At 69.8% G+C, this 24,927-nt stretch carries 19 protein-coding genes; 9 read left to right on the top strand and 10 right to left on the bottom strand.

Features of this window, described 5'->3' with window-relative positions; all coding sequences use genetic code 11:
- Positions 1-40 precede the first annotated feature (40 nt).
- Positions 41-1,162 (top strand): DivIVA domain-containing protein, encoded by a 1,122-nt coding sequence (locus OHS70_RS27735; protein ID WP_328401690.1) that lies wholly within the window; start codon positions 41-43, stop codon positions 1,160-1,162.
- 547 nt (positions 1,163-1,709) lie between these two features.
- Here OHS70_RS27735 and ileS read toward each other — a convergent pair.
- Positions 1,710-4,847, bottom strand: a complete 3,138-nt coding sequence (gene ileS, locus OHS70_RS27740; RefSeq protein WP_328401693.1) for an isoleucine--tRNA ligase — start codon at positions 4,845-4,847, stop codon at positions 1,710-1,712.
- 557 nt (positions 4,848-5,404) lie between these two features.
- Here ileS and OHS70_RS27745 point away from each other — a divergent pair.
- The 4 genes from OHS70_RS27745 (at position 5,405) to OHS70_RS27760 (ending at position 8,455) form a co-directional block, all read left to right on the top strand.
- A complete protein-coding gene (locus OHS70_RS27745; RefSeq protein ID WP_328401695.1) occupies positions 5,405-6,397 on the top strand; it encodes a TraR/DksA family transcriptional regulator in 993 nt (330 codons plus the stop codon).
- Between the two features lie 71 nt (positions 6,398-6,468).
- Complete coding sequence (lspA, locus tag OHS70_RS27750; RefSeq protein ID WP_328401697.1) at positions 6,469-7,029, top strand: signal peptidase II; 561 nt, start codon at positions 6,469-6,471, stop codon at positions 7,027-7,029.
- A 17-nt stretch (positions 7,030-7,046) separates the two neighbouring features.
- The gene (locus OHS70_RS27755; protein WP_328401699.1) at positions 7,047-7,988 is read left to right on the top strand and encodes an RluA family pseudouridine synthase; all 942 of its coding nucleotides are present in this window, start codon (positions 7,047-7,049) and stop codon (positions 7,986-7,988) included.
- Positions 7,985-8,455 carry a GNAT family N-acetyltransferase gene (locus OHS70_RS27760; protein WP_328401701.1) on the top strand — a complete coding sequence of 157 codons (471 nt, stop codon included), beginning with the start codon at positions 7,985-7,987 and terminating at the stop codon, positions 8,453-8,455. The genes OHS70_RS27755 and OHS70_RS27760 overlap by 4 nt, the downstream gene beginning before the upstream one ends.
- A 41-nt stretch (positions 8,456-8,496) precedes the next feature.
- On the opposite strand, the gene OHS70_RS27765 is transcribed toward OHS70_RS27760, so the two are convergent.
- Positions 8,497-9,015 (bottom strand): SAM-dependent methyltransferase, encoded by a 519-nt coding sequence (locus OHS70_RS27765; protein WP_328401703.1) that lies wholly within the window; start codon positions 9,013-9,015, stop codon positions 8,497-8,499.
- Between the two features lie 126 nt (positions 9,016-9,141).
- Between OHS70_RS27765 and OHS70_RS27770 the strand changes: the two genes are divergently transcribed.
- A complete protein-coding gene (locus OHS70_RS27770) occupies positions 9,142-9,888 on the top strand; it encodes an SDR family NAD(P)-dependent oxidoreductase (RefSeq protein WP_328401705.1) in 747 nt (248 codons plus the stop codon).
- A 28-nt stretch (positions 9,889-9,916) separates the two neighbouring features.
- Here the strand turns inward: OHS70_RS27770 and OHS70_RS27775 are convergent, their stop codons facing one another.
- The gene (locus OHS70_RS27775) at positions 9,917-11,008 is read right to left on the bottom strand and encodes a mechanosensitive ion channel family protein (protein WP_328401707.1); all 1,092 of its coding nucleotides are present in this window, start codon (positions 11,006-11,008) and stop codon (positions 9,917-9,919) included.
- A gap of 23 nt (positions 11,009-11,031) precedes the next feature.
- Here OHS70_RS27775 and OHS70_RS27780 point away from each other — a divergent pair, with 23 nt between their 5' ends.
- Complete coding sequence (locus OHS70_RS27780) at positions 11,032-11,610, top strand: dienelactone hydrolase family protein (RefSeq protein WP_328401709.1); 579 nt, start codon at positions 11,032-11,034, stop codon at positions 11,608-11,610.
- On the opposite strand, the gene OHS70_RS27785 is transcribed toward OHS70_RS27780, so the two are convergent.
- The 6 genes from OHS70_RS27785 to OHS70_RS27810 all read right to left on the bottom strand — a co-directional run bounded on the left by OHS70_RS27785 (position 11,607) and on the right by OHS70_RS27810 (position 19,251).
- Positions 11,607-13,142, bottom strand: a complete 1,536-nt coding sequence (locus tag OHS70_RS27785; protein WP_328401711.1) for a serine/threonine-protein kinase — start codon at positions 13,140-13,142, stop codon at positions 11,607-11,609. The two genes, OHS70_RS27780 and OHS70_RS27785, sit on opposite strands and share 4 nt — an antisense overlap.
- A 25-nt stretch (positions 13,143-13,167) precedes the next feature.
- Positions 13,168-14,100, bottom strand: a complete 933-nt coding sequence (locus OHS70_RS27790) for a zinc metalloprotease (RefSeq protein ID WP_443062669.1) — start codon at positions 14,098-14,100, stop codon at positions 13,168-13,170.
- A 344-nt stretch (positions 14,101-14,444) separates the two neighbouring features.
- Positions 14,445-16,097 carry an alkaline phosphatase D family protein gene (locus OHS70_RS27795; protein ID WP_328401715.1) on the bottom strand — a complete coding sequence of 551 codons (1,653 nt, stop codon included), beginning with the start codon at positions 16,095-16,097 and terminating at the stop codon, positions 14,445-14,447.
- Between the two features lie 163 nt (positions 16,098-16,260).
- Positions 16,261-17,082 carry a DsbA family protein gene (locus OHS70_RS27800; RefSeq protein ID WP_328401717.1) on the bottom strand — a complete coding sequence of 274 codons (822 nt, stop codon included), beginning with the start codon at positions 17,080-17,082 and terminating at the stop codon, positions 16,261-16,263.
- 73 nt (positions 17,083-17,155) lie between these two features.
- Positions 17,156-17,848, bottom strand: a complete 693-nt coding sequence (locus OHS70_RS27805; protein ID WP_328401719.1) for a hypothetical protein — start codon at positions 17,846-17,848, stop codon at positions 17,156-17,158.
- A gap of 74 nt (positions 17,849-17,922) precedes the next feature.
- Positions 17,923-19,251: a DUF2252 domain-containing protein gene (locus tag OHS70_RS27810; protein WP_328401721.1), complete on the bottom strand. Its 1,329-nt coding sequence runs from the start codon at positions 19,249-19,251 to the stop codon at positions 17,923-17,925.
- A gap of 295 nt (positions 19,252-19,546) precedes the next feature.
- Here OHS70_RS27810 and dnaE point away from each other — a divergent pair, with 295 nt between their 5' ends.
- Positions 19,547-23,089 carry a DNA polymerase III subunit alpha gene (gene dnaE / locus OHS70_RS27815; RefSeq protein ID WP_328401723.1) on the top strand — a complete coding sequence of 1,181 codons (3,543 nt, stop codon included), beginning with the start codon at positions 19,547-19,549 and terminating at the stop codon, positions 23,087-23,089.
- Positions 23,090-23,192: 103 nt separating this feature from the next.
- Here the strand turns inward: dnaE and OHS70_RS27820 are convergent, their stop codons facing one another.
- A complete protein-coding gene (locus OHS70_RS27820) occupies positions 23,193-23,363 on the bottom strand; it encodes a hypothetical protein (RefSeq protein WP_328401725.1) in 171 nt (56 codons plus the stop codon).
- Positions 23,364-23,634: 271 nt separating this feature from the next.
- Here OHS70_RS27820 and OHS70_RS27825 point away from each other — a divergent pair, with 271 nt between their 5' ends.
- Positions 23,635-24,927, top strand: a complete 1,293-nt coding sequence (locus OHS70_RS27825; protein ID WP_328401727.1) for an NYN domain-containing protein — start codon at positions 23,635-23,637, stop codon at positions 24,925-24,927.

The raw sequence follows: 24,927 nt of genomic DNA on the forward strand, positions 1-24,927 counted from the left end.
TCCTGCCGACTGCCGACGACTACGTAGAGGTGAAGAAGAGATGCCGCTGACCCCCGAGGACGTGCGGAACAAGCAGTTCACGACCGTCCGCCTCCGAGAAGGCTATGACGAGGACGAGGTCGATGCCTTCCTCGACGAGGTCGAAGCCGAGCTGACGCGTCTGCTGCGTGAGAACGAGGACCTCCGCGCGAAGCTGGCCGCCGCCACGCGTGCCGCCGCGCAGAACCAGCAGCAGCAGGCCATGCGCAAGCCGCCGGAGCCGCAGGACGGCCGAGGTCCGGGCGCTCCGGTGCCCGCCGCCATATCCGGACCGCCGGTCCAGCAGCAGCCCCCGCAGATGGGTCCGCCCCAGCTGCCCGGTGGTGCTCCGCAGCTGCCAGCCGGTCCCAGCCACGGCGGCCCGCAGGGCATGGGCGGCCCGATGCAGGGCGGCCCCATGCAGGGCGGCCCGATGGGCGGTCCCATGGGTGGCCCCATGCAGGGCGGTCCCATGGGCGGTCCCATGGGTGGCCCCGGCATGCCGCAGCAGGGTCCGGGCGGTGACAGCGCGGCCCGAGTGCTGTCCCTTGCCCAGCAGACCGCTGACCAGGCGATCGCCGAGGCCCGCTCCGAGGCCAACAAGATCGTCGGCGAGGCGCGCTCGCGCGCCGAGGGCCTGGAGCGCGACGCGCGCGCCAAGGCGGACGCGCTCGAGCGGGACGCGCAGGAGAAGCACCGCGTCGCGATGGGCTCGCTGGAGTCGGCCCGCGCCACGCTGGAGCGCAAGGTCGAGGACCTGCGCGGCTTCGAGCGCGAGTACCGCACGCGACTGAAGTCCTACCTGGAGAGCCAGCTGCGCCAGCTGGAGACCCAGGCGGACGACTCGCTGGCCCCGCCGCGCACGCCTGCGGCCGCTTCGCTGCCGCCGTCCCCGTCGATGGCTCCGGCCGGTGCGGGTGCGATGGGTCACACCATGGGTGGCGGCCCGTCCATGGGGCAGTCGATGGGGCAGACCATGGGTGGCCACGGTCCGTCCTCGGGCGGCCCGTCGTACGGCGGCCAGCAGCAGATGTCGCCGGCGATGACCCAGCCGATGGCACCGGTGCGGCCGCAGGCGCCGCAGCCGATGCAGCAGGCACCGTCGCCGATGCGGGGCTTCCTGATCGACGAGGACGACAACTGACGGCCGCTCGCGCGTAAGCGCGCGTAGCCGTCGGCACTGAGGGCCGGGCCCGGGACGTTGAACGTCTCCGGACCCGGCCCTCTGCCGTGGGCGGGGTGGGGCGCCTGCGGCAGGCTCCGTCCCCAGCCGGCCCTCTTCCACGGCCTGGCGGCGCCTTGGGGGAAGGGTCTGGGCGGGCGCTGAGGCACCCGCACCCCCACGCGTGGCGGCTTCGTGCCGTGGCCCGGCGCCGACGCCGGTGCGGGGGCGCCTCCTCCGCCCGCAGGGCCTGGGTGGGGGCCTCGCACGCATGACGGGCCGATCCCTCCTGCGGGCGATATCGAGCCCCACAGGCGGGTGGGGAGTCAAGGTTCGGGCCGGAGCTCTGACTGGGGGGTGTCAGGCGGGCGTACGTGGTCGCGCCTGGCGTTTGAGGCGCGGGGTTCAGGGCGGAGCCCTGGACATGCCCGAAGGCGGCGCCCGGCCCCAGGGGTGGGCGCCGCCTTCGGGGTAGGGAAAGCCGACGGGTCCGGCAGCAGACGCTGCCGGGCCCGTTACGCAGCCGTGCTCACGCCTTTCGGAGGCGGAACGTCAGGGACAGGCCCTCGTCGGTGAACGGCTCCCCGTACGACTCGTCGCCCTCGCCCGTCGCGAAGTCCGTCGCCAGCACCTCGTCCGCGATCAGCGCCGCGTGGTCCGCCAGCGCCGAGGTGACCTCCTCGTCCGTGGAGCTCCAGCGCAGGGCGATCCGGTCCGCGACGTCCAGGCCGCTGTTCTTGCGGGCCTCCTGGATCAGGCGGATGGCATCGCGGGCAAGGCCCGCCAGCCGCAGCTCCGGGGTGATCTCCAGGTCGAGTGCGACCGTCGCACCCGCGTCGGAGGCCACCGACCAGCCCTCGCGGGGCGTCTCGGTGATGATGACCTCGTCGGGGGAGAGCGTCACCGGCGAGCCGTCGACCTCGACCGTGGCCGTGCCCTCGCGCAGGGCCAGCGACAGGGCCGCCGCATCCGTCGCCGCGATCGCCTTGGCGACGTCCTGGACGCCCTTCCCGAAGCGCTTGCCCAGCGCGCGGAAGTTCGCCTTGGCCGTGGTGTCCACCAGCGAGCCGCCGACCTCGGAGAGGGACGCCAGGGACGAGACGTTCAGCTCCTCCGTGATCTGCGCGTGCAGTTCGGGGGAGAGCGACTCGAAGCCCGACGCCGCGACCAGTGCCCGGGACAGCGGCTGGCGGGTCTTCACGCCCGACTCCGCACGCGTCGCACGGCCGAGCTCGACCAGCCGGCGGACCAGCGCCATCTGCGACGAGAGGGCCGGGTCGATCGCGGACAGGTCGGCCGCGGGCCAGCTCGACAGGTGCACGGACTCCGGAGCCTCCGGGGACACCGGGACGACGAGGTCCTGCCACACCCGCTCGGTGATGAACGGGGTCAGCGGAGCCATCAGGCGGGTCACCGTCTCGACGACGTCGTGCAGCGTGCGCAGCGCCGCCTTGTCGCCCTGCCAGAAGCGGCGGCGCGAGCGCCGCACGTACCAGTTCGACAGGTCGTCGACGAACGAGGACAGCAGCTTTCCGGCGCGCTGGGTGTCGTACGCCTCCATCGCCTGCGTCACCTGGTCCACGAGCGCGTTCAGCTCGCTGAGCAGCCAGCGGTCCAGGACCGTGCGGTCGGCTGGCGCCGGGTCGGCCGCCGACGGCGCCCAGCCGGACGTACGGGCGTACAGCGCCTGGAAGGCCACCGTGTTCCAGTACGTCAGCAGGGTCTTTCGCACGACCTCCTGGATGGTGCCGTGGCCCACCCGGCGGGCGGCCCAGGGCGAACCGCCCGCGGCCATGAACCACCGCACCGCGTCCGCGCCGTGCTGGTCCATCAGCGGGATCGGCTGCAGGATGTTGCCCAGGTGCTTGGACATCTTGCGGCCGTCCTCGGCGAGGATGTGGCCCAGGCACACCACGTTCTCGTACGACGACTTGTCGAAGACCAGCGTGCCGACCGCCATCAGCGTGTAGAACCAACCGCGCGTCTGGTCGATCGCCTCCGAGATGAACTGCGCGGGGTAGCGCTTCTCGAAGATCTCCTTGTTCTTGTACGGGTAGCCCCACTGCGCGAACGGCATCGATCCCGAGTCGTACCAGGCGTCGATGACCTCCGGGACACGGGTCGCCGTCTCCTGGCAGGTCGGGCAGGGGAACGCGACCTCGTCGATGAACGGTCGGTGCGGATCCAGCCCCGACTGGTCCGTGCCGGTCAGCTCGGTGAGCTCGGCGCGCGAGCCGACGCAGGTGAGGTGGCCCTCCTCGCAGCGCCAGATCGGCAGCGGCGTGCCCCAGTAGCGGTTGCGGGACAGCGCCCAGTCGATGTTGTTGTTCAGCCAGTCCCCGAAACGGCCCTGCTTGACCGAGTCCGGGAACCAGTTGGTGTTCTCGTTCTCCGCGAGCAGCCGGTCCTTGATGGCGGTGGTGCGGATGTACCAGGACGGCTGCGCGTAGTAGAGCAGCGCCGTGTGGCAGCGCCAGCAGTGCGGGTAGCTGTGCTCGTACGGGATGTGCTTGAACAGCAGCCCGCGCGCCTGCAGATCGGCCGTGAGCGCCTCGTCCGCCTTTTTGAAGAAGACGCCGCCGACCAGCGGTACGTCCTCCTCGAAGGTCCCGTCGGGGCGGACCGGGTTCACGACCGGCAGCCCGTAGGCGCGGCAGACCTTCAGGTCGTCCTCGCCGAAGGCCGGGGACTGGTGGACCAGACCCGTACCGTCCTCGGTCGTCACGTACTCGGCGTTGACGACGAAGTGGGCCGGCTGGTCGAAGGGCACGAGCTGGAAGGGACGGTCGTACGTCCACCGTTCCATCTCGGCACCCGTGAAGGTCCGGCCGGTGGCCTCCCAGCCTTCGCCGAGCGCCTTCTCCAGCAGCGGCTGGGCGACGACGAGCTTCTCCTCGCCGTTCGTCGCGACGACGTATGTGACCTCGGGGTGCGCGGCCACGGCCGTGTTGGACACGAGCGTCCAGGGAGTGGTCGTCCACACCAGCAGCGCCGCCTCGCCGGCCAGCGGGCCGGAGGTCAGCGGGAAGCGGACGAAGACCGAGGGGTCCACGACCGTCTCGTAGCCCTGCGCCAGCTCGTGGTCCGACAGACCGGTGCCGCAGCGCGGGCACCAGGGGGCGACGCGGTGGTCCTGGACCAGCAGACCCTTGTTGAAGATCTCCTTCAGCGACCACCACACCGACTCGATGTACGAGGGGTCCATCGTCCGGTAGGCGTCGTCGAGATCGACCCAGTAGCCCATGCGGTTCGTCAGCTCGGCGAAGGCGTCCGTGTGCCGGGTCACCGACTCCCGGCACCTGGCGTTGAACTCGGCGATGCCGTAGGCCTCGATGTCCTTCTTGCCGGAGAAGCCGAGCTCCTTCTCGACGGCGAGCTCGACCGGCAGGCCGTGACAGTCCCAGCCGGCCTTGCGGGCGACGTGGTAGCCGCGCATGGTGCGGAAGCGCGGGAAGACGTCCTTGAAGACGCGGGCCTCGATGTGGTGTGCACCGGGCATGCCGTTCGCCGTCGGCGGGCCTTCGTAGAACACCCACTCCGGGCGGCCCTCGGACTGCTCGAGGCTCTTGGCGAAGACCTTGCTCTCGCGCCAGAAGTCGAGCACGGCGTGCTCGAGCGCGGGCAGGTCGACCTGGGCGGGCACCTGGCGGTACTGCGGCGGTGTCATCGGCGGTCTCCTCCGGCGGGGACTGTTCGTCGTTCCGTCGGAGGGACGAGAGCCCTCGCTCCCGCGGTACCACCCTCCTTGGCGGCGCACACGGCACCGCCCCCTCATTGGGGCCGCGACGCCGGGTCTACTCACCTGCTGGCTTTCTTCCGGCGGCTCCGGGGTGATGCTTCACATCGCGCTCGCCCCCGGGCTCTCACCGTCCCCGGGTCGCTCATGGCTGCGTACGACGCTACTCGTCCCCATCCACGCCTTTCGCTTCGCCCAGTGTACGGGCCCCTCCGGGGACGGCCGACCGCTTTTGCCCGCGGCTCGCAGGCGGGCAGCCCCGGGCCGCGTACATGACCCGAATGGCCACACGCCGCCCCGCGGGGTCCGATGGAGCGGCGGGCCGCGATTACAGGGCGGGGAGCTGGGCACAACGGATGCAGGCCCGCCGTGTCGCAGCCCGGGGCGGGTCGAATCGGCGGCGTGCCCCGTTGCCGCGGGACTGGGGTCGATTTATCGTCCCAGCACGATTCGCGAGCAAGATCACAATATGTGAAGGGGCCGCGGCCATGGTGGCGAGGAAGACAGCCGAGAAGTCGGCGTCCGCACGGTCCACCGCCGCTGAGGCGGTGGGCAAAGGCGCGGGCGGGAGGACGAGCACCGCCGCGAGGAAGACCGTGGCAACGAAGAAGACCAACGCTAAGAAGACCGCCGAGAAGGCCGGGAGGACGGTCGGCAAGAAGTCGGTCGACAAGAAAGCCGGCAAGAAGTCCGTCGACAAGAAGACCGTCGACACGAATTCCGTCGACACGAGCACGGTCGACAACAGGACGGTCGACAAGGAGCCGGCCGCGAAGAAGACGGCCGAGAAGAAGGCAACCACCAGAAAGGCCGCTGCCAGGAGCACGGGAAAGAGCCCGGCCAAGGACACTGCGGCAGGCAGGACCGCGTCGGCGCCCCGTAAGGCGCAGACGACGAAGGCGACCGCCAAGAGGGCGACTGCCACAAAGGCCGCGGCCGCCATGGCCGCGAAAAAGGCCGCACCCGCGGCCGAGGGGGCGGCCGCCCAGGCCGCGAAGCAGACAGGAGCCAGAACGGTGGGAGCGAAGAAGACCAAGAGTGCGGTGGCTGTGCCCACGGCCCGCGCAGTGGGCGCGGTATCGCCGGGCGAGCTCGCCGTACGGCCCGGCGAGGACCCGTGGACCGACGACGAGGTCTCCGCGGCGCGAGCCGGGCTCGAGAGCGAGGTGACCCGGCTGAACGCCGAGCTCACCGCCTCCGAGGTGGCCCTGACCGGTCTGATGCGGGATTCCGGCAACGGCGCGGGCGACGACGAAGCCGACACCGGGACGAAGAACATCACACGCGAGCACGAGATGGCGCTCGCGGCGAACGCCCGGGAGAGCCTGGAGCAGAGCGAGCGGGCGCTGCAGCGGCTCGACTCGGGCACGTACGGACTCTGCGAGAACTGCGGCAATCCGATCGGAAAGGCCCGTATGCAGGCCTTCCCGCGCGCGACCCTGTGCGTCGAGTGCAAGCAGAAGCAGGAGCGGCGAGGCTGAGTCCCCGGTCGGGGCCCTGTGCGGGTGTCGTACCCTCGTGCACAGTCAGGCACCTAGGTTGAGGGACTCACGTGGCAGAGGCGGAGCGCATCATCGGTACGCCGGATGTGGACGACGAGGCTGCGGCTCCCGCCGAGCAGCCCAAGGGCAAGCGCAAGATCGCGGTGCTGTTCGCCGTGGCCGTGGTGGCGTATCTGCTCGACCTCGTCAGCAAGATGATCGTGGTGGCCAAGCTGGAGCACCATGAACCCATCGAGATCATCGGCGATCTGCTCAGGTTCGAGGCGGTACGGAACGCGGGCGCCGCGTTCGGTATCGGCGAGGCCTTCACGGTGATCTTCACGGTCATCGCGGCGGCTGTGATCGTCGTGATCGTCCGGCTGGCGCGCAAGCTCTACAGCCTGCCCTGGGCGATCGCCCTCGGACTGCTGCTCGGTGGCGCTCTCGGCAATCTCACCGACCGGATCTTCCGCTCGCCCGGCGTCTTCAAGGGCGCGGTCGTGGACTTCATCGCGCCCGCGCACTTCGCCGTGTTCAACCTCGCGGACTCCGCGATCGTCTGCGGCGGAGTCCTGATCGTGCTGCTGTCCTTCAAGGGGCTGGACCCCGACGGCACCGTCCACAAGGACTGACAAGGCATACTCGACGGGTGAGTGTAATTCCCGAGGTCCGCACCCTGCCCGTACCCGACGGCCTGGAGGGCGAGCGTGTGGACGCCGCCATCTCCCGGATGTTCGGGTTCTCCCGTACGAAGGCGGCCGAGCTTGCCGCTGCCGGAAAGGTGCAGGTCGACGGCTCGGTCGTCGGCAAGTCCGAACGGGTGCGCGGTGGTGCCTGGCTCGAGGTGGAGATGCCGCAGGCGCCCGCGCCGGTGCAGATCGTGGCCGAGCCGGTCGAGGGCATGGAGATCGTGCACGACGACGACGACATCGTCGTGATCGCCAAGCCGGTCGGCGTGGCCGCGCACCCCAGCCCTGGCTGGAGCGGGACCACGGTGATCGGGGGGCTCGCGGCCGCCGGATACCGCATCTCGACGTCCGGTGCGGCCGAGCGGCAGGGCATCGTCCACCGCCTGGACGTGGGCACCTCCGGGCTGATGGTGGTCGCCAAGTCGGAGCGGGCCTACACGCTGCTGAAGCAGCAGTTCCGGGACCGCACGGTCGACAAGCGCTACCACGCGCTGGTGCAGGGGCACCCGGACCCGCTGAGCGGGACGATCGACGCCCCCATCGGCCGCCACCCCCAGCACGACTACAAGTGGGCCGTGACGGCCGAGGGCAAGCCGTCCGTCACGCACTACGACCTGATCGAGGCGTTCCGGGCGGCGTCCCTGCTGGACATCAAGCTGGAGACCGGGCGCACGCACCAGATCCGGGTGCACATGGCCGCGCACCGTCACCCCTGTGTGGGTGACACGACGTACGGTGCCGACCCCACCATGGCCAAGCGGCTGGGGCTGACCCGGCAATGGCTGCACGCGGTGCGGCTGGGCTTCGAGCACCCCTCGGACGGCCAGTGGGTCGAGTTCGGGAGCAGCTACCCGGACGATCTGCAGCAGGCTCTGGACAAGATCGCGGCGGAGAGCGCGTGAGCGGTGTCGTGGTGCGGGTGGCGACCGGCCCGGCCGACCGGGAGGCGTGCTTCTCGGTCCGCAAGGAAGTCTTCGTCGCCGAGCAGAACGTGCCGCAGGAGATCGAGTACGACGCCTATGACGCGCCGGACGCGGACACCGTCCATGTCCTGGCCGTAGGGCCCGACGGCCCGCTGGGCACCGGTCGGCTGCTGCACGGACCGGCCGCGGCCGGCAAGACCGGCGGCGACGCCTCGGTCGGCTCACTCGGCCGCCTCGCGGTGACCCGGGCGGCCCGTGGCCTCGGTATCGGCGCGGCGCTGGTACGGGCGATCGAGGACGCGGCCCGGGAGCGTGGCCTGGCGGCGGTGGACCTGCACGCGCAGACGCAAGCGACGGGCTTCTACGAGCGGCTGGGGTACGTCGCGTACGGGGACGAGTTCCTGGACGCCGGGATCGCGCATCTGGCGATGCGGCGCGAGCTGTAGAGCCTTCCTTCGGATCCTGCGGGCCGCGGCGGCTCACCCCGTCACTCCACGCTGACGTGGATACCCAGCAGTGTGGAGCGGCCGGTGTGCTCCTGCACCGTGACGGTGATGGCTCCGGGCCAGTTCAGCTTCGGAAGAAGGACGGTCTCGAGCTTGGCCGCCCCGGCGGGCTCCGGCGGCTCGTAGAACAGCGAGAACGTGCCGAGCGGGGCGAGCAGGTTCCGTACCAGGCTCAGCTCACGGGCTGCCGCGCTCATCCAGAAGACGTTGACGTTGACCGCGAAGATCTTGTCGTAGCGCTCGGGGCCCTGCGGCAGCTCGACGAGAGCGGTGTGCCGCAGCTCGGCCCGCCCGGCGGCGAGATGAGCGCCGTTGCGCTGGCGGGCGCCCGCGACGGCATGGGCCGAGCGGTCGATCGCGGTGATGCTGCCCGTGACGAGGCGTTCGGCCACCAGCGCGACGGCGACACCGCGGCCGCAGCCGATCTCCAGCACACGGTCGGTCGGCCGGACGGCCAGTTGCTCGACCGCCCAGGCGAGACGTTTCGGCGTTGAGATCACGAATCCGACGTTAGCGACCCCCGACCGCATCCGCTCGCTCCCCGCAGCCGGCACCACCACCCCCGCCTGACCACGACGGCCCTGCACGCACGGCCGGCACCGAGGGCCCTGGGTAGGATCCGAGCCATGGCGCGCACCGTTGTGATCAGTGGTGGGGGGACCGGGATCGGGTTCGCGGCGGCGGAGGCGTTCGCCGCGGACGGGGAGCAGGTCGTGCTGCTCGGCCGGCGCGGGACGGTCCTTGCGCGGGCCGCCGGGCGGCTGCCCGGCGCCGGTCACTGCGCGGCGGATCTCAGCGAGCCCGGGGACGTCAGGCGGGCCGCGGAGTTCATCGAGCGGGAGTACGGCGCGGTCGACGTGCTGGTGCACAGCGCGGGCGGCAACGGCACACTCGAGGAACGCCCCGCGCACCTGGATCCGCTGGACGCCGTCGCCCACGACTGGGCCGTCAACTTCAAGCTCAACACCCTCACCGCCGCGCTGCTCACCGAGGCCCTCCAGGACCATCTGGCGACCCCCGGCGGCCGGGTGCTGTTCGTCGGGTCGATCGCCGCGTACCGGGGCTCCGGCCCGGCTCCGTACGCCGCCGCGAAGGCCGCCCTGCATCCGTACGCCTTCCAGCTGGCCCGCCGGCTCGGGCCGCGCGGCATCACCGTGAACGTGGTGGCGCCCGGCTACATCGAGGAGACGGACTTCTTCGGCGGGCCGTTCCCCGAGGAGCGGCGCGCCGAGCTCATCGCGGAGACCTGCACCGGGCGGGTCGGCCACCCAGGGGATGTCGCCCAGACGCTGCGCTGGCTCGCCTCACCCGCCGCCGCCCACATCACTGCGCAGGTCATCCAGGTGAACGGCGGCGCGGAACGCGGCCATTGAGCCTCCGGGGGCCCGCCCGGACAGTCCCCTAGCCGCGGCCGGTCCGCGCCGAAGGCTCGTCGGCCAGGGCGGGCCGGCGGGGCGGCGGCAGCGCCTGCGACGTGGCGATCCGCGGCAGCGCGTACGGATGGTGGTCGCAGATCCAGGCGATCATCTGCTCGCGCACCACGCACCGTACCGTCCAGATGTCGTCGGAGTCCTTTGCGGTGACCACCGCCCGGACCTCCAGGGTGCTGGGTGTGGTGTCCGTGACGGCGAGGGACCAGTCGCGGCCGTCCCAGGCGGGGCACTCCCGCAGGATGTCCTGGAGCTTCTCCCGCATCTCGGGAACGGGTGCGGAGTGGTCCAGATGGAAGAAGACCGTGCCGGTCATCTGCACCCCGCCGCGCGACCAGTTCTCGAACGGTTTGCCGGTGAAGTACGAGACGGGCATGGTGATCCGGCGCTCGTCCCAGGTCCGTACGGCGAGGAAGGTGAGCGTGATCTCCTCGACGGTCCCCCACTCGCCGTCCACCACCACGGTGTCACCGATGCGCACCATGTCACCGAACGCGATCTGCAGACCCGCGAAGAGATTGCCCAGCGTCGACTGGGCCGCGATACCGGCGACGATGCCGAGCACACCGGCCGACGCCAGCATCGAGGCACCGACCGTACGCATGGCGGGGAACGACAGCAGCATCGCCGCGACCGCGACCACCCCCGCCACCGCGATGACGACCCGTTGGATCAGCGTCACCTGGGTCCGCACCCGGCGGAGCCGGGCCGGGTCACGGGTCGCGGTGGCGTAGCGCGCGTAGGTCGACTCGACGACGGCCGTGGCGATCCGTACGACCAGCCAGGCCGAGGCCCCGATCAGCACGAGCGTGAGCACCTGCCCGGAGCCCCACCGGTGCTCCTGGACGAACCGGATCTGCGCCTGCGGGAACGTAGCTCTGAGCAGGGCCGCGCCGAGCGCGAACTGGAGCGGGACCCGGCAGCGGCGCAGCAGACCCCACAGCGGTGTCTCGCTGTGCCGGGCATCGGCCCGGCGCAGCAGCAGGTCGGTCAGCCATCCCACGAACAGCGTGAGCACGACCGAGCCGCCGATGACCAACAACGGACGCAGCACGTTCTCCATGCCTACGAACGTAACCTGACCGCATGGACATCATGCTTTTCCATTCGACATATGGTCTGCGTCCGGCCGTGGAGGCGGCCGCCCAGCGCTTTCGGGCCGCAGGTCACGAGGTGTGGACGCCCGATCTGTTCGACGGCCGGGTCTTCGACGACCTCGAGGAGTCCCGTGCGTTCAGGGAGGAGACCGGCCACGAAGAGCTGCTGAAGCGGGCGATCCTGGCGGCCGCTCCGCTCTCCGAGCGCGGCCTCGTCTACGCGGGCTTCTCGCTCGGCGCGGCCATCGCGCAGAACCTGGCGTTCGGCGACGAGAAGGCCCGCGGACTGCTACTGCTGCACGGCACGTCCGACATCGCGGACGACGCGTCGGTCGACGAGCTGCCGGTGCAGCTGCATGTCGCCGACCCGGACCCGTTCGAGCCGCATGACTGGCTGACGGCCTGGTATCTCCAGATGGGGAAGGCCGGAGCGGACGTCGAGGTCCACCGCTACCCGGGCGCTGGGCACCTGTACACCGACCCGGATCTGTCGGACTACGACGAGGACGCCGCCGAGCAGACCTGGCGGGTGGCGCTCGGCTTCCTGGATTCGCTCGGGGAGCGCTAGGAACGGGTGCAGCGGCCGCTCGGGGCCGCGGCGGGCGGGCGGCACTGCAGGGTGAGGTCGGCCGAACTCGTGCTCAGATAGCGGCCGATGCAGGTGTTCGCGGAGGTCCGGCCGCGCTCCGCACAGAAGGTGAGCGCCGCCCGGCCGTCCGTGAACGGGCCCGGTGCGTAGATCACCCAGAAGCCCGCACGCAGAGAGGCGTAGTCGCCGCTGCGTACGTACACGGCCTCAGGGACGGTCTCGCGGACTTCGGCGAGCCTGCGGTCCCGCGCGGCGGTGCCCGAGCCCACCGGTTCGGAGAAGAGCTGGGCGATCCACTGTCCGGAGGGCGGCGGCGGTTCGGTGCTGGGCGTGGGCGTGGGGCTCGGGCTCGGCGTCGGAGTGGGTGTCGGAGTGGGCGTGGCCGTCGGGGTCGGGGTGGAGCTCTTGGGCGTACTCGGCCCAGAAGTGGGCGGAGCCGTACTGCCCTTGCCGCCGGCGGTGCCGCCCGAGGTGTTCCGTCCGGAATCGCGCAGCGCGAACACGAGCGCGGTGGCGGCGGTGACGGCGACCGCCACCGCGATCACGGCCACCACCACGGAGGTGCGGCCCGGCTGCCGTTCCGGTGTCCGGGGCGGCAGCGGCGGTTGGGGAACGGTGGGGCGGGGGCTGTCCAGCAGGGTCGGGACGGGCGGTACGGGCCCTGGCGGCACCGGCGCCGTCATCGTCGGCTGCGCCCAGTGAGGGGTTGCCCCGGACTCCGCCTGTGCCAGCATCGCCTCCAGTCGGCCCGCGTCCGGCCGCGCCGCCGGATCCCGCACAAGCACCGCCTGCAACACCGGTGCAAGCGGCCCTGACCGGACGGGCGGTGGTACCGGTTCGTCGAGCACGGCCGCCAGCGTGGCCAGCGTGGTCCCCCGGCGCAGCGGGCTGACACCTTCCACGCACACGTACATGACCAGTGCCAGCGACCACAGGTCGGAGGCCGGGTCGTCGTCGCTGCCGCGGACGCGTTCCGGGGCGATGTACTCGGGCGAGCCGATCAGCTCGCCGGTGGCGGTGAGTGAGGCCGAGCCCTGGAGCGCCGCGATCCCGAAGTCGGTGAGGACGGCGCTGCCGTCGGCGCGCAGCAGGACGTTGGCGGGCTTCACGTCCCGGTGCTGGATGCCCGCGGTGTGTGCCGCGCGGAGGGCCGAGAGCACCTGGCGGCCGATCCGCGCAGCCTCCGCCGGGGCCAGTGGGCCGTCGGCGAGCCGGTCCTGGAGGGTCGTGCCCTCCACCAGCTCCATCACGATCCACGGATGGGGTTCTGCGTCGGCGATGTGATGGATCGTCACCACATGCGGGTGGCTGAGCCGCGCGAGCGCCCGGGCCTCACGGAGCACGCGCTCGCGTACGGCACCGGACGCTCCGGCGTCGGATCTCACTGCCTTGAGGGCGACTTCGCGGTGGAGCACGGTGTCGCGAGCCCGCCACACCGTGCCCATTCCTCCGCTGCCGAGCCGCTGGATCAGCTCGAACCGCCCGTCGATCACGTCCCCCGGCGCATGCATGGCGCCAGGGTAGGGGACGGACTTGTCAGCCCGCGCGGTATGCGGACCAGTGGTCCTTCATCCGCTGCACCTGACCAGCCGTGAACTGGTACATGCACGCGTCGTACGTGTAGTCCATGAAGTTGTGGATCGGGTCCACACCGGTCTTGTTGGTGCAGGTGTCACGGCCGGTCGGGCAGGCGTAGGCCGCGCTCTTCTCGGCGGGGGTGTCGGTGACGTAGTCGCCGTTGCCGTTGCAGCCGCCCTGGAAGGTGTGGTAAAGCCCCAGCCAGTGGCCGACCTCGTGGGTGGCGGTGTCACCCTCGTCGTAGTTGGTCGCGGAGCCGCCGGGCAGCGAGGTGTCGAGGACCACCACACCGTCCATGGACGGGCTGGAATTGTACGAGGACGGGAAGGTCGCCCAGCCGAGCAGGCCACCGCCGAGGTTGGCGGTGTAGAAGTTCAGCGCGCCGGCGCCGCCCTTGCGCAGCGTGGACTTCATGTTCTTCTCCGCGGTGGAACCGGAGCTGAGGTTGTACCAGGTCGCGTTGTCCGTGTAGTCCGTACCGGCCAGCGTGAACCGGAAGCCCGAGTCGGTGTTGCCGGTGCCCTGGCCGCCGTAGGCAGCGTTGAGGACCGCGAGCTGGTTGTTGATCTGGGTGGCGGTGAGCTTGCCGGTCGTGCCGCTGTGGATGACGTGGAAGTAGACCGGGATGCTGGTCGTGGCGGTGGCGGAGAAGCCGCGGCTGCTGCTGCGGGCGGACCCGAGTCTCTTCTTCAGGTCCGCGTCCATGGCCTTGGCCTTGGCCTCGGTGACCTCGTTGGGCTCATGGGCGTGGGCGGATCCGGGGCGCTTCTCACGGGCGGTGGCGCTCGCGGTGCCCTTGGCGCAGTCCTCGGCGGTGGAGGCGACGGGTGCCTTGGCAACGGCGACGCTGCCGGTGGTGGAGAGAGGGGCAATGACCAGGGTTCCGGCCATGATTGCCGTACCGAGTGCGCGGTGACGCAAACGGGGGGATATACGGGCAAGAGCACGCATCGTGTCTCCTCGCGGGGGGTTGTGAGGGGGCCTTTACTGGCCACCGCGGGGAGATTACGGGTGCATGTCAGATCTTGATGAGAATCGATCAAGCCCAATCAATCTTCGATGAATTGCGGACATGGGGGAGAAAAGCTTCGGCCATGCGCAGGGGCTGAAATCAGCCTGTAACGAAGGGGGATACGACGACGGGTGGTGTGTCCGCATTAGGGCTGCGGAAAACACCACCCGTCGTGGCGATGTGATCGTGCGTTAACAGTGCGTCGAGTGGCTGAAAATCGCCGTCAGAGCACCGGCTGGTTCACGCGCTCGACCTTCTGCGTTCCGTTCAGCGTGCGGTAGGAGCGCGCCCACTTGGTGGTCGCGCCGCTCTGCGTCCGGTCGGAGAGGACGTAGTAGTCCATCTGCGAGCGCTCGGCCGTGACATCGAGAACGCCATAGCCGTGGCTGTCCATGTCCAGCCACTTCACATGGCGGTTGGCGGCCTTGATCGCGGTGGAGGCGACCAGCGAGACGGTGCCCGGCGCGACATGCAGGATGTCGTCCAGGTTGTCGGAGGTCACCGAGGTCACCACGAACTCGGTCGCCGCCGACTGCGACAGCGGATACGTCGCCGCCTTGACCGGAACGTCGTTCGCCCACGCCATGTGGATGTCGCCGGTGAGGAAGACGGTGTTCTTGATCCCGCGGTCCGTCAGGTGCTTCAGCAGCTCCTTCCGGTCGTCCGTGTAGCCGTCCCACTGGTCGACGTTGATGGCGAGACCCTCGGCGGGCAGCCCGAGCAGCCCGGCTATCGGACCCAGCAGATGGGCGGGGAGCGAGGCGAACGCGACCGGCGAGATCATCACCGAGGTGCCGACAAGCCGCCATGCGGTGTCCGAGGAGGCCAGTCCCGCCTTGAGCCAGTCCAGCTGCGCCCGCCCGGTGATGGTGCGTGCGGGGTCGTCCACATCGCCGTTGCCGACGCTCGACTGCTGCGACCGGAAGGAACGCAGGTCCAGCAGATGAAGGTCGGCGAGCTTGCCGAAGCGCAGCCGGCGGTAGACCGTGCCCTCGGTCGACGCGCGCACGGGCATCCACTCGAAGTACGCCTGCCTGGCGGCAGTGGCCCGGGCCGCCCACTCGCCCTCGCTGCCCGGAGTGTGGTTCTCCGCCCCGCCCGACCAGGCGTCGTTGGCGAGTTCGTGGTCGTCCCATATCGCGATCAGCGGGTGTGCGGCGTGCAGCGCCTGCAGATCCTGGTCCGACTTGTACGTGGCGTGGCGCAGCCGGTAGTCGGCCAGGCTGACGATCTCGTGGCGCGGCTCGTGCTGCCGTACGACGTACTTCTCGGCCGGGTAGCTGCCGGTCGAGTACTCGTAGATGTAGTCACCGAGATGCAGGATCGCGTCGAGGTCGCTGCGGGCCGCGAGATGCCGGTACGCCGAGAAGTAACCCGACTCCCAGTTGGCGCAGGAGACCACGCCGAAGCGCACCCCGGACGTGGTGGCGTCGGTGGCCGGCGCGGTGCGGGTGCGGGCGACCGGGGAGGCGGCCGAACCGGCGGTGAAGCGGAAGTAGTAGACGGTTGCCGGGCGCAGGCCCCTGACATCCACCTTGACGGTGTGGTCGGAGGCTGCCTTCGAGGTGGCCGTGCCCCGGGCCGTGATGCGGGTGAACGCCTTGTCCTCGGCGACCTCCCACATCACTTCGGTGTCGGCGCCCTTGCCGGAGCCCGGCACGGCGTCGGGGCTCGGCGTGATGCGGGTCCACAGCAGTACGCCGTCGGGCAGCGGGTCGCCCGAGGCGGTGCCGTGAAGGAACGCGGGTCCCTGGTCGGCCGCCGAAGCGACGGATCCGGAGGTGGCGGCCGCGATGACGGGTGCGGCTACAGCGGTGGCGGCCGCGGCCTTGACGACCGTGCGGCGGCTCGGAGTTGGGGAAAATCGACTGGTCACGGCCGATCAGACTACTGATCGGTACGTCGAATGGGCGGGCGAACGTAAAAAGTTCGCCCGCCCATCCGAAGCGGTCAACCGGGAGGTCGCCCGGCGGTCCGCCGGCCATGACCGTGATGCGGTTCTTTCGGCTGTTCCAGCCTTTTTCGGCCGGTGTGGGGGCTCAGCCCTTGAGGGCCTCGTTCACCACCGTGTTGAACTGCTCGACCGTCAGCGGCGGATTCTCCTGCGGACCGACGGTGAGCTTCTTGCCGTCCATCTTCAGCGTGGGCGTGCCACCGACCTTGCTCTTGTCGAACTCCGCGGACATCTTCATCGCCCAGGCGTCGAAGGTCCCCTGCTCGACGTTCTTGCGGAACTCGGCATTGTTCTTCAGCGCCGGCACCGAGTCGGCCACCTCGATCAGATACGAGTCCTTCGCGAATTTGTCGTCGCTCTCCTGCGGGTGGAACTTCGCGGAGTAGAGCGCCGACTTGTACGCCGTGAACGCCTCGGGGCTGACGTTCAGAGCGGCGCCCAGCGCGCTGAGAGCGTTCTTGGAGCCCTCGCCGTTGATGGACTTCTCACCGTCGATGAAGGTCGCGCCGATGTACTTGACCTTGTACTTGCCGGCGTCCACGTCCTTCTCGACCGTCTCGCCCACCGCCTGCTCGAAGCTCGCGCAGACCGGGCAGCGCGAGTCCTCGTAGAGCTCCAGGGTCTTCTTCGCGGACGGCTTGCCGATGACGACGGTCGTGCCGTTCTCGCCCGTGGTGTTCTTCGGCGCGGTGACGCTGCTCTGCTTCGCGGCCGACTCCCAGTGGGACGGCTTGTTGGCCTGCATGATGCCGTAGCTGATCCCGCCGGCGGCCGCCAGCACGCCGATGGTGGAGGCGATGACGATCAGCTGGCGGCGGGTCTTGTCCTTCTTGGCCTGGCGCTCCCGCTCCTGGCGCAGCCGCTCGCGGGCAGCTGCCTTGTTGGCCTGGTTGTTGCGTGCACTCATGGTGATGACTCCGGGTGATACGTACCGGCGTCGCGGTACGCGAGGAATACGGAAAGGGGGGACTGCTGCGGGCTCAGCCGGGAACGGCGGCCGTGCGCGGCGGTCCCCTCCGTCCGACGGAGTGCACGAACAGACGGGTACGGGATGCCGCCCGGGCCGGGCCCGGCGCGCGGCCCGCAGACGGGCGCAGCGGTCCGACGGTGCCGCGCGCCGCGGCGACCGCGAGCAGCAGCGGCCGGAAGGCGAACGCCCCCACCGTGCGTACCAAGGAGGCCAGAGCGGCCTCGCCGCGCCGCAGCCAGGCCGCGGCCAGCAGTCCGACCGAGACATGGGCGGCGAGCAGCAGCCAGGGCAGCGCGGGCGCGGGGGAGTTCAGCAGGGCGGCCGCACCGCTGTCGGGCGCGGCCACACCGGGCAGCGGGACGCCCATGGCTGTGCCGCCGCACAGCATGTCGAGGCCGACCGAGCGCAGCGAACCGGTGACCGGGCCGCCCGCGGAGCCGTAACAGGCGTGCTGGCCCGCGGTGAAGACGGTGTCCGCGGCCAGTTCCAGCGGGATCAGCAGACCGGCGATCCGCCAGTAGCTCCGCTCCCGGCCGCCGAGGGCGAAGGCGACGGCGAAGACCGCCGCGAAGAGCCCGGCGACGGTCGTCAGCGGAAGCGGGACCCGGGACAGCACCACATGGGAGGCGGCGGACAGCGTCACGACCAGTGCCGTGAAGACCGCTGCCCGTAGCCCCCTGAGCTGCATTCCTGTGATGTCCATCGTTCGCGAGTGTGCCACGGTTCGCTGTAAGGGCTCCTTAAAGGGGTCGCCTCGCCGGAGCCCCCGGCCAGGGCCTAGCGGATGCGGTCGTTGCGGAACAGGTCCACGAAGATCTGGTGGTCGAGCCGGGCGCGGGCCCCGTAGCTGTGCGCGAAGTCGACCAGCATCTCGCCGAAGCCCTCCTCGTCGGCGGCGATCGCGGCGTCGATGGCCCGCTCGGTCGAGAACGGCACCAGCGAGTGACCGCTCTCGTCGTCCGCGGCGGCGTGCATCGTGGCCGTCGCCCTGCCGAGGTCCGCGACGACCGCCGCGATCTCCAGCGGGTCGTCGATGTCCGACCAGTCCAGGTCCACCGCGTACGGAGAGACCTCGGCGACCAGCTGGCCCGCACCGTCCAGCTCGGTCCAGCCCAGCCAGGGGTCGGCGTGGGACTGGAGCGCGCGCTGCGAGATCACCGTGCGGTGGCCCTCGTGCTGGAAGTAGCCCCGCACCTGCTCGTCGCCGATGTGGCGGGAGACCGCGGGGGTCTGCGCCTGCTTCATGTAGATCACGACGTCGTTCTCGAGGGCGTCCGTGTGGCCCTCCAGCAGGATGTTGTACGACGGCAGGCCGGCCGAGCCGATCCCGATGCCCCGACGCCCCACCACGTCCTTGACGCGGTAGGAGTCCGGGCGGTCCAGGCTGGACTCGGGCAGCGTCTCCAGATAGCCGTCGAAGGCGGCCAGGATCTTGTACCGGGTGGCAGCGTCCAGCTCGATGGAGCCTCCGCCGGGCGCGAAGCGGCGCTCGAAGTCGCGGATCTGCGTCATCGAGTCCAGCAGGCCGAAGCGGGTGAGCGAGCGTGCGTCCCTCAGCGCGTCCAGAAGCGGGCCCTCGGCCGTGTCGAGGGTGAAGGGCGGCACCTCGTCGTTCTTGGCGCCGGTGGCGAGGGCGTGGACGCGCTCGCGGTAGGCGGCGGCGTAGATCCGCACCAGCTCGGTGATCTGGTCGTCGCTCAGCGCCTTGGTGTAGCCGATCAGGGCGACGGAGGCGGCGAAGCGCTTGAGGTCCCAGGTGAAGGGGCCCACATAGGCTTCGTCGAAGTCGTTGACGTTGAAGATCAGCCGGCCGTTGGCGTCCATGTACGTGCCGAAGTTCTCCGCGTGCAGATCGCCGTGGATCCACACCCGGCCGGTCCGTTCGTCCAGATACGGGCCGCCGTGCTGCTCTTCGCCCAGGTCGCTGTAGAACAGGCATGCCGTGCCCCGGTAGAAGGCGAACGCCGACGCCGCCATCTTGCGGAACTTGACCTGGAAGGCGGCCGGATCGGCCGCCAGGAGCGCCCCGAAGGCGGTGTCGAAGACGGCGAGGATCTGCTCGCCGCGCTCTTCAGCTGTGACCTTGGCGGGTCGCGGTACCGACATCGCTGGGTGCCTCCTGGTGCATGACAAACGGGACAGGCTTTCCGCCCCGTCCAACGCGCGACGGTACTCGGGAGTGCCCGCCCTTCCGTCGTCCGGCCACCGCCCCTCGTCGAGGCTCCCCGGACTTCGTCCGGGGGACCCCCATCGCGCCACCGCCCCTGAATTGTCGGTGCGGAGACGTAGACTTCCAGGCTGTCCCGTCAGACTGTCCTCAGCCCGTCGACCACCGCCCACCCTCGCCCGACCACCCCATCGAGGCGCTCTGCGCCGCAGTGTCTTCCGGAGGCCTTCCGCCGTGACCAAGCCGCCCTTCACGCACCTTCACGTCCACACCCAGTACTCGCTGCTGGACGGTGCCGCGCGGCTCAAGGACATGTTCAATGCCTGCAACGAGATGGGCATGACGCACATCGCCATGAGCGACCATGGCAACCTTCACGGCGCGTACGACTTCTTCCACTCCGCGAAGAAGGCCGGAGTCACCCCGATCATCGGTATCGAGGCCTATGTCGCCCCCGAGTCCCGGCGGAACAAGCGGAAGATCCAGTGGGGCCAGCCCCACCAGAAGCGGGACGACGTCTCCGGTTCCGGTGGTTACACCCACAAGACGATCTGGGCGGCGAACAAGACCGGACTGCACAACCTCTTCCGGCTGTCGTCGGACGCGTACGCCGAGGGCTGGCTGCAGAAGTGGCCGCGGATGGACAAGGAGACGATCGCCCAGTGGTCCGAGGGGCTCATCGCCTCCACCGGCTGCCCCTCGGGCGAGCTCCAGACCCGGCTGCGCCTCGGTCAGTTCGACGAGGCCCTGAAGTCCGCCTCCGAGTACCAGGACATCTTCGGCAAGGACCGGTACTTCCTGGAGTTGATGGACCACGGCATCGAGATCGAGCGCCGCGTCCGTGACGGACTGCTGGAGATCGGCAAGAAGCTCGGCATCCCGCCGCTCGTCACCAACGACTCGCACTACACGTATGCGCACGAGGCGACCGCCCACGACGCGCTGCTGTGCATCCAGACCGGCAAGAACCTCTCGGACCCGGACCGCTTCAAGTTCGACGGCACCGGCTACTACCTGAAGTCGACCGACGAGATGTACGCCATCGACTCGTCGGACGCCTGGCAGGAGGGCTGCCGCAACACGCTGCTGGTCGCGGAGCAGATCGACACCACCGGCATGTTCGAGGCGAAGAACCTCATGCCGAAGTTCGACATCCCGGAGGAGGGCTACACCGAGGTCACCTGGTTCAAGGAGGAAGTGCGGCGCGGCATGAACCGCCGCTACCCCGGAGGTGTCCCCGAGGACCGCCAGAAGCAGGCGGACTACGAGATGGACATCATCATCCAGATGGGATTCCCGGGCTACTTCCTGGTGGTCGCCGACTTCATCATGTGGGCCAAGAAGCAGGGCATCGCGGTGGGCCCCGGCCGTGGTTCGGCGGCCGGCGCGATCGTCGCGTACGCCATGGGGATCACCGACCTCGACCCGATCGAGCACGGGCTGATCTTCGAGCGGTTCCTCAACCCCGAGCGTGTCTCCATGCCCGATGTCGACATCGACTTCGACGAGCGCCGGCGCGTCGAAGTGATCAGGTACGTGACCGAGAAGTACGGCGCCGACAAGGTCGCCATGATCGGCACGTACGGAAAGATCAAGGCGAAGAACGCGATCAAGGACTCGGCCCGTGTGCTGGGTTATCCCTACGCGATGGGCGACCGCCTCACCAAGGCCATGCCCGCCGACGTCCTCGGCAAGGGCATCGACCTCAGCGGCATCACCGACCCCTCCCACCCCCGCTACAACGAGGCGGGTGAGATCCGGGGGATGTACGAGAACGAGCCGGACGTGAAGAAGGTCATCGACACCGCCAAGGGCGTCGAGGGCCTCGTCCGGCAGATGGGCGTCCACGCGGCCGGCGTGATCATGTCCAGCGAGCCCATCGTCGACCACGCCCCGATCTGGGTCAGGCACACGGACGGCGTGACCATCACGCAGTGGGACTACCCCCAGTGCGAGTCGCTCGGCCTGCTCAAGATGGACTTCCTGGGTCTGCGGAACCTCACCATCATGGACGACGCCGTGAAAATGGTGGAGGCCAACAAGGGCGTCAAGCTGGAGATGCTGGAGATCCCGCTCGACGACCCCAAGACGTACGAAATGCTCTGCCGTGGTGACACGCTCGGCGTGTTCCAGTTCGACGGCGGCCCGATGCGCTCGCTGCTGCGCCAGATGCAGCCCGACAACTTCGAGGACATCTCCGCCGTTTCGGCCCTGTACCGGCCGGGCCCGATGGGCATGAACTCGCACACGAACTACGCCGAGCGCAAGAACGGCCGCCAGGAGATCACCCCGATCCACCCGGAGCTCGAGGAGCCGCTCAAGGAGGTCCTGGGCCTCACCTACGGCCTGATCGTCTATCAGGAGCAGGTGCAGAAGGCCGCCCAGATCGTCGCCGGGTACTCGCTCGGCGAGGCCGACATCCTCCGTCGCGTGATGGGCAAGAAGAAGCCGGAGGAGCTGGAGAAGAACTTCGGCATCTTCCAGGCCGGTGCCCGTAAGAACGGCTTCAGCGATGCGGCGATCCAGGCGCTCTGGGACGTCCTGGTGCCGTTCGCCGGATACGCCTTCAACAAGGCGCACTCCTCGGCGTACGGACTGGTCACCTACTGGACCGCGTACCTCAAGGCGAACTACCCGGCCGAGTACATGGCGGCGCTGCTCACCTCGGTCAAGGACGACAAGGACAAGTCGGCCGTCTATCTGAACGAGTGCCGCCGCATGGGCATCAAGGTCCTGCCGCCCAATGTGAACGAGTCCGAGTCGAACTTCGCCGCGCAGGGCGACGACGTGATCCTGTTCGGCCTCTCAGCCGTGCGTAACGTCGGTACGAACGTCGTCGAGTCGATCATCAGGTCCCGCAAGGCCAAGGGGAAGTACTCGTCCTTCCCCGACTTCCTCGACAAGGTCGAGGCGGTCGTCTGCAACAAGCGGACCGTCGAATCGCTGATCAAGGCGGGCGCCTTCGACGAGATGGGCCATACCCGCAAGGGTCTGGTCGCCCACCACGAACCGATGATCGACAACGTGGTCGCGGTCAAGCGCAAGGAGGCCGAGGGCCAGTTCGATCTCTTCGGCGGCATGGGCGAGGAGGACACCAAGGAGCCGGGCTTCGGGCTCGACGTCGAGTTCTCCGACGTGGAGTGGGAGAAGTCCTACCTCCTCGCGCAGGAGCGCGAGATGCTCGGCCTCTATGTGTCCGACCATCCGCTCTTCGGCCTGGAGCACGTCCTGTCCGACAAGACGGACGCCGGGATCTCCCAGCTCACCGGCGGTGAGCACGCCGACGGCGCGGTCGTGACCATCGGCGGCATCATCTCCGGCCTGCAGCGCAAGATGACCAAGCAGGGCAACGCCTGGGCGATCGCCACCGTCGAGGACCTGGCCGGCTCGATCGAGTGCATGTTCTTCCCGGCGACGTACCAGCTGGTGTCGACCCAGCTGGTCGAGGACACCGTGGTCTTCGTCAAGGGGCGGCTCGACAAGCGCGAGGACATTCCGCGGCTCGTCGCGATGGAACTGATGGTTCCCGACCTGTCGTCGGCCGGTACGAACGCCCCGGTGGTCGTGACCATCCCGACCGTCAAGGTGACCCCGCCGATGATCACCCGGTTGGGAGAGATCCTCAGCCACCACAAGGGCAACACCGAGGTGCGGATCAAGCTCCAGGGGCCCCGCAAGACCACGGTGCTACGGCTCGACCGGCACCGGGTGCAGCCGGACCCCGCCCTCTTCGGTGATCTCAAGGTGCTGCTCGGCCCGTCCTGCCTGGCCGGCTGATTCCCGCGGTCCGCAGAGAAGTCGAGCCCGTACACAAGGGGCGCACCCGCCGTCGCGGGTGCGCCCCTTCTGTGGCTGTGCTCGACGCGGTCGGCGTGCGCGCTCAGTTGTGGCCGAAGCGCTTCTGCCGGCCCTTGTGGGCTATGTCGGCGGGGGTGACCTGCGAAGCGCGCTGCTCGGACTGGGCCTCCATGGACGACTTGGCGGCCTGCTGCTGGCCGCGCTCGGCCGGCGAGGACTTCTGACTGCGTTCTCGGTTCTTGTTCTTGGCCATGGTGGTGCCTCCTGCGGGGTCTAGGGGCCAGGGCCGCGACCAGACTCACATAGGCGAACAACCGGCGCATTTTGGATCATTACGGTGTGTAGTAACCGGTTATCGGGGGTAGGGGCCGGGGGATTCGCCACGCCGATGATCGAGTTCCGGCCGTTAACCCTCCCGTGGTCGGGCAGACTCGACGGAAACCCGGAACAATCCCCGATCCGGAACCTTCCCCGATTCCGAAGCTTGCCGAGAGCAGTTCCCCGAGAGAAGTTCCCGAAAGAGGGTGGAACGCGTGGACCGCTGCGTCGTCCTGGTGGACGCCGGATATCTGCTGGGCGCGGCCGCGAGCCTTCTCGCGGGAGAACCGGCACGTTCCAGGATCACTGTCGACCACGCGGCTCTCATCCAGGGACTACGGGAGCTCGCCGAGGCGGACACCACCCGCCCCCTGCTGCGCATCTACTGGTTCGACGGCGCCCCCGACCGGGTCCCGCAGCCCGAACACCGCAGGATGCGCGTCATGCCGCGCGTCACCGTGCGACTCGGTGCGCTGACCCGCAGCGACGGCCGCTGGGCGCAGAAGGGCGTGGACGCCGCCATGCATGCCGAGCTCACCGAGTTGGCCAGAAATCGCGCCTGCTCGGACGTGGTGCTGGTGACCGGCGACGGTGATCTGCTGCCCGGACTCATGTCCGCGAAGGAGCACGGGGTCGCCGTGCATCTGTGGGCCGTCCAGGCCGCCGACGGCGACTACAACCAGTCGGAGGATCTCGTCGCCGAGGCGGACGAACGGCGGGTGCTCGACCGGGCCTGGATCACCCGTGCCGTACGGGCCAAGGAACTCACCGGCATCTGCGCCCCGCCGCCCGCACCCCGTCCCGAGATCGCGGCGATCCTCTCCGCGCCGCTGCCCGAGTCGGCGCTCGCCGCGTCCGCCGAGCGCGCCGCGGACGCCGTCCGCAACGGCTCGCAGCCCGCGCCGGTGGAGAACGGTGCCGCGCCCGCCCCGGCCCCCGCCGCTCCCAAGGGTGTGTCCACCCATGTCCCCACTCCCAAGGACCTGGCCGGACTGCGTGGTCCCGGACAGCACCCCTCCCCGCCCGCGGCCGGCGCCACACTGCGCTGGTCGTCCGACCGGGGCTGGGTGGAGCGGCCCGGTGGCGGCCCCCTCGGCGAGCCGGCGGAGACCGCGTCCCTGCCGACGCTGGCCCAGCTCACCAGCGCCGAGCAGCGCTGGGCCGACCGGGAGGAGGACATCACCACCGTCGGCGGCGACCCTTTCGAGGTGGGTCAGGTCTTCGCCCGGCGCTGGATGGAACGGCTGCCGGAATCCGGCCATGTGCAGAAGCTGTCCACCATGTACCCGCGCATCCCGCACCGCATCGACGGTGAACTGCTGCGCTACGCGGCCCGCTTCGGGCTGCTTGCCCACAAGGACGACCAGATCGACGAGCACGACCGCTATGCGATCCGGGCCGGATTCTGGCGCGAGATCGATGTACGGGCGGCCGCCGAACACACCCCGGCGGGGGAGCAGGCGGGGCCCGAGGGCATCCGGGGCGGCCGGACCCCGTAG

Origin of the sequence: Streptomyces sp. NBC_00390, assembly GCF_036057275.1 — a bacterium.
In the GTDB taxonomy this organism is placed as follows: Bacteria; Actinomycetota; Actinomycetes; order Streptomycetales; family Streptomycetaceae; genus Streptomyces.

Excerpts from the sequence above, each read along its gene's own strand:
- OHS70_RS27735 (WP_328401690.1), top strand. The coding sequence starts at position 41 with ATGCCGCTGACCCCCGAGGACGTGCGGAACAAGCAGTTCACGACCGTC.
- ileS (WP_328401693.1), bottom strand. The coding sequence starts at position 4,847 with ATGACACCGCCGCAGTACCGCCAGGTGCCCGCCCAGGTCGACCTGCCC.
- OHS70_RS27745 (WP_328401695.1), top strand. The coding sequence starts at position 5,405 with ATGGTGGCGAGGAAGACAGCCGAGAAGTCGGCGTCCGCACGGTCCACC.
- OHS70_RS27770 (WP_328401705.1), top strand. The coding sequence starts at position 9,142 with ATGGCGCGCACCGTTGTGATCAGTGGTGGGGGGACCGGGATCGGGTTC.
- OHS70_RS27775 (WP_328401707.1), bottom strand. The coding sequence starts at position 11,008 with ATGGAGAACGTGCTGCGTCCGTTGTTGGTCATCGGCGGCTCGGTCGTG.
- OHS70_RS27780 (WP_328401709.1), top strand. The coding sequence starts at position 11,032 with ATGGACATCATGCTTTTCCATTCGACATATGGTCTGCGTCCGGCCGTG.
- OHS70_RS27785 (WP_328401711.1), bottom strand. The coding sequence starts at position 13,142 with ATGCATGCGCCGGGGGACGTGATCGACGGGCGGTTCGAGCTGATCCAG.
- OHS70_RS27790 (WP_443062669.1), bottom strand. The coding sequence starts at position 14,100 with ATGGCCGGAACCCTGGTCATTGCCCCTCTCTCCACCACCGGCAGCGTC.
- OHS70_RS27800 (WP_328401717.1), bottom strand. The coding sequence starts at position 17,082 with ATGAGTGCACGCAACAACCAGGCCAACAAGGCAGCTGCCCGCGAGCGG.
- OHS70_RS27805 (WP_328401719.1), bottom strand. The coding sequence starts at position 17,848 with ATGGACATCACAGGAATGCAGCTCAGGGGGCTACGGGCAGCGGTCTTC.
- OHS70_RS27810 (WP_328401721.1), bottom strand. The coding sequence starts at position 19,251 with ATGTCGGTACCGCGACCCGCCAAGGTCACAGCTGAAGAGCGCGGCGAG.
- OHS70_RS27820 (WP_328401725.1), bottom strand. The coding sequence starts at position 23,363 with ATGGCCAAGAACAAGAACCGAGAACGCAGTCAGAAGTCCTCGCCGGCC.